3 protein-coding genes and 2 pseudogenes are annotated in these 3,592 nt (G+C 52.1%); 2 read left to right on the plus strand and 3 right to left on the minus strand.

The window, feature by feature from the left end:
• Both A3AY_RS36195 and A3AY_RS0126570 read right to left on the minus strand, forming a co-directional pair.
• Positions 1 to 303: pseudogene (locus A3AY_RS36195) on the minus strand (twin-arginine translocation signal domain-containing protein); the annotation flags it as partial.
• Between the two features lie 89 nt (positions 304 to 392).
• Positions 393 to 1,820, minus strand: a complete 1,428-nt coding sequence (locus tag A3AY_RS0126570; RefSeq protein ID WP_018328719.1) for an amidohydrolase family protein — start codon at positions 1,818 to 1,820, stop codon at positions 393 to 395.
• A gap of 491 nt (positions 1,821 to 2,311) precedes the next feature.
• Here A3AY_RS0126570 and A3AY_RS41590 point away from each other — a divergent pair, with 491 nt between their 5' ends.
• The gene (locus A3AY_RS41590) at positions 2,312 to 2,401 is read left to right on the plus strand and encodes a LysR family transcriptional regulator (protein WP_083926047.1); all 90 of its coding nucleotides are present in this window, start codon (positions 2,312 to 2,314) and stop codon (positions 2,399 to 2,401) included.
• Here A3AY_RS41590 and A3AY_RS36200 read toward each other — a convergent pair.
• Positions 2,400 to 3,012: pseudogene (locus A3AY_RS36200) on the minus strand (aldehyde dehydrogenase family protein); the annotation flags it as partial. The gene A3AY_RS41590 and the pseudogene A3AY_RS36200 sit on opposite strands and share 2 nt — an antisense overlap.
• A 203-nt stretch (positions 3,013 to 3,215) precedes the next feature.
• Here A3AY_RS36200 and tnpA point away from each other — a divergent pair.
• A partial coding sequence (gene tnpA, locus A3AY_RS0126585) for an IS66-like element accessory protein TnpA (RefSeq protein ID WP_026203856.1) occupies positions 3,216 to 3,592 on the plus strand: 377 nt, incomplete at its 3' end.

A 3,592-nucleotide genomic window follows, 5' to 3' on the forward strand; every position in this document is an offset into this window, starting at 1 on the left:
ATCATCTGATTGCGTCCAGCTCTCCGCCAAGGCTGAGTTTGTCAAATTGCCATCGATACCTCGACCAACCAACATTTCGTAAACGAGTGACAAAATCTCAAAGCTCACAACGAACTGCATGGTATGCTGATTAAAGGAATCCGGCTCTTGGCGGATGCCAACGCGAAGTAGGCCAGATGCGGTCTGAGCCCAAGCAAATGAAGGCGCGAGAAGTGCGGTTCCCCCCGCAAGAGCAGCCTTCATTATTTGGCGACGCGAGATTTCTACTTTAATTTTGTTAAAATGGTCGTCTTGCTGTGACATTTGCTGTTCCACCTTTTTTGTTGGTTGTTCGTCGATCCCGGATTCTGCGCCCAGGCAAGCAGTTACTCATGAAAGCCTTGCCTGGGCCCTCACGGATCGAGCTTATAAAGCGCTCTGTTATTCTTATGGAGAATCATGCTGGCGGCTTCAGTGGCCTCGTCGAAGGTGAGGCTGCCCCCGATGACGTAATCGGCAAGTGCCTGTGACAAATATCGTTTTCCCCAGCGACCTGAAATCCAGAATAACTCTGGGAGGTGGTAGTTATCACTCGCGTAAAGCACTTTGGAGATTGGCACTGCCTCCAGCACTTGCTTGTACCGCTCATAGAGACTTTGATGCACAAAAGGCGTCATGATGGACAACTCAAAATAGCAGTTTGGGTATAGGTGGCTTAGCCAAGCGGCTTTACCTACCGAAGGATACCCTGCGTGAAGCGGAATAATCTTTGGCATCCGCATCATGTTATCCTTGTCGAACCGAACGACCTCTTCGAGGAAAAAGGGGTCCTGGTTGCGAAGGATTACGTAGGGCGCCTCACCATCGCCTGTATGAATCTGCATAGGCAGGTCACGCTTGAGGCATTCCTCTAACGTCAAGGTGAATGTGTACCTGCAGAGATCTTTCGTGACATTTGCCGAAGCCTCGCGGTCCATTTTAGCTCGTACCGAGTGGGACCTCCTCAGGTCTTCCCAAGAGTTTGCCGCCAGTGTACGATCGTAAAGTGGACGTATGAGGCCGATGTCCGGGAGCAAATATGATTTCATTCCAACGGACTTTTTGCCAAAGTTTCCGTCGCCGTCCATGATGTCAAGCAACCGAGTGGTATAGCGCGCTTCGAACTCTTCGAAAGTTATGTCCAGGCCGAACAGCTCTTCCTGAATGGCCTCGATCCGCGCGATGCGGTGTGCTCTGCACGGCTCTATACCTTTTTCGAATGCATCGATCTCGGCTTTGCCGACTCCTTCCATATAACCTGTGTCGTGAATGATATTTTCGAGATTAACGTCTCTGAAAAGGTCGTTAACATAACCCCAATAGTTCTCGCGGCCCCTAGCGTTTCTAGCTTCTATCACCGCCTCAAGCCTTGGCTCGCAATTAAAGAACTGCGCCATCTCTTTAGTGAGAAATTTAATAAATATACTCTGAGACAAGTCATACGTCATGGCATCCACCTTCGACTGGATGTCGTACTTCCTGTTCAATGCTTGCTTGGCGCCTTCGTCACTATTCAGCCACTGCTCATAAACGCCATCAGGGAAGTAAGCTGGAAAAGCATAGCCAGCCAACGATATGCGCTCGAGGAATCTCTTCGGGGTGGTGATAGCATCTCTGTCAGTTACGAGATGACAATGCGTGTCGTCTAGTGGCATCGCATCTACCGCTTCGAATATCTTTTCGAACTCGGGCTGCTGATGCTTTAGGAAGAGTGGCAAATGAGCTAGCTTTTCACTAGCGTTTGACTTGTCCGACCTCGATTTGTTGGCAGCGCTCGCAAAACCGTTGCTGATTTCAGCCATATTACAATTTCTCCCATACCGTCACGTAGCGAGTTGGTTTTTGTAAAACTGCACTTTTATACTCAGTTATATGACGTCGAAGTTTCACAAAAATCGGCGATAGATTGCCTCCTGCTTTCGCCCACCGGCGATGCGCAGAATACCAAATCCAATCAACGCAAATCGGCGAATAGTAGCCACTTCACGACGCGATCATGCAGATTTGCGGTTCGTATGCAGTTTTGCGCCGCCTTCGACCGTTTCTTGTTTCGCCTTATTGAACGGGTCTTAAGGCCGCGGGCGCCACATCTCGCAAATGCCCGATCGATGTCCTGGCACAAGCCTGTTGTCGAACCAGGGATGAGCGCGTTGTGACCTGCCAGTGGCGTATTCAGTTCTATAATCATTTTCGTACCGTTACTCGCGACGCCTCCAGATTATCATGTAGACAGTTGAAGATAATTCGATTTCTATTATGAATATATGCGCGAGCTGAATAAGTGGGTAACACAATGGACATAGGACTTTTGAGGACTTTTACGTCGGTTGCCACGCTCGGAAGTTTTTCTGGCGCGGCACAGCGATTGAATATGACCCAATAAGCAAGGCAGTAACCAGTTCCCTGTCACCGTGNGCAATGGTGATGACATCGTCAGGGAGTCCGGCTTCCAAAAGGGCATCGACGAGATTGATGGCGGAGAATGGCGTCAAATTCGACGGCTTCAGTAGCACGGCGTTGCCGCCTGTGATCGCCAAACCAAGCTTGTGTGCGACCAGGTTCAGCGGATCGTTATATGGCGTGATAGCGGTGATGATACCGAGCGGTTTACGCGTGAACTAACCCTGACGCTGCTCTGATCCAGCAAACGCGTCGAAAGGGATGATCTCCCCTGCATCGCGCTTTGCTACATCGGCAGAGAGTTTTAGCGTATTGACGCAGCGACTGACTTCCTTGCGTGCCTGAACGATCGTCTTTCCGGCTTCGCGTACGATGGTCTCGCGAAATGGCATCGCGGCGGCGCTCGATAATTTGTGCAGCACCTTTGAGAACGCTTGCCCGCCTGTGCCGCGGCAGGTTGCGCGAGAGTTCGGCTCCGCGACGGGCACGAGCGACAAGTTTGTCGACGTCGGATGCCTCGGTTGTGTCGATCGATCCGACCAGATAGCCGTCAAACGGACTGTAATCACATATGGGCGGCAGGCGCGCCGGCATGAGCGGCGGGTATGGTTTTCGAGCAGGGTGAGGCCAAACCCCTCACCCTTTGCCCACTTGACGTAAAGTTAAGGCACGCAACCCGAGTAGAACCCGAAGTCATCGCTTCCGGAGCTCGGCTTTACCGTAAGCGTCGTCTCGGCTCCACCTTCCGGATCACAGGCTAATCGTTGATGTTTCAAACCCAACGAGGGCTTGGACTTATGACGATTTCAGAGCTTACGCTTAAAACGAGGGACGAAGAGCCGGTGCGGCGGTTCGAGGTCTTCACGGGAACCGGGCGTCGTCGCGACTGGAGCGATGAAGAGAAGGCGCAGATTGTCGCGGAAAGCTATTCGACCGATGTGACGGTTTGCGCAGTGGCGCGACGGCATGATCTTTCGCCGCAGCAATTGTTCACCTGGCGGCGGCTTTTGCGGAAACACGAGCACAATGCGGCTGAGGCTACTCCCATGTTCGTCCCCGCGATTGTCGATGTTCTCAAAGAACCTGCAGCGGCGAAAGTGCGGCGTTTAACAAAAAGGGCTTCGACGAGCGCGGCCATCGAGCTTGAGATTGGCGGTGCGACAGTCCGGATTGC

It is taken from the genome of Rhizobium giardinii bv. giardinii H152 (assembly GCF_000379605.1).
GTDB lineage: Bacteria > Pseudomonadota > Alphaproteobacteria > Rhizobiales > Rhizobiaceae > Pararhizobium > Pararhizobium giardinii.

Coding starts and splice junctions, on each gene's coding strand:
- A3AY_RS41590 (WP_083926047.1), top strand. CDS start 2,312: ATGGACATAGGACTTTTGAGGACTTTTACGTCGGTTGCCACGCTCGGA.
- A3AY_RS0126570 (WP_018328719.1), bottom strand. CDS start 1,820: ATGGCTGAAATCAGCAACGGTTTTGCGAGCGCTGCCAACAAATCGAGG.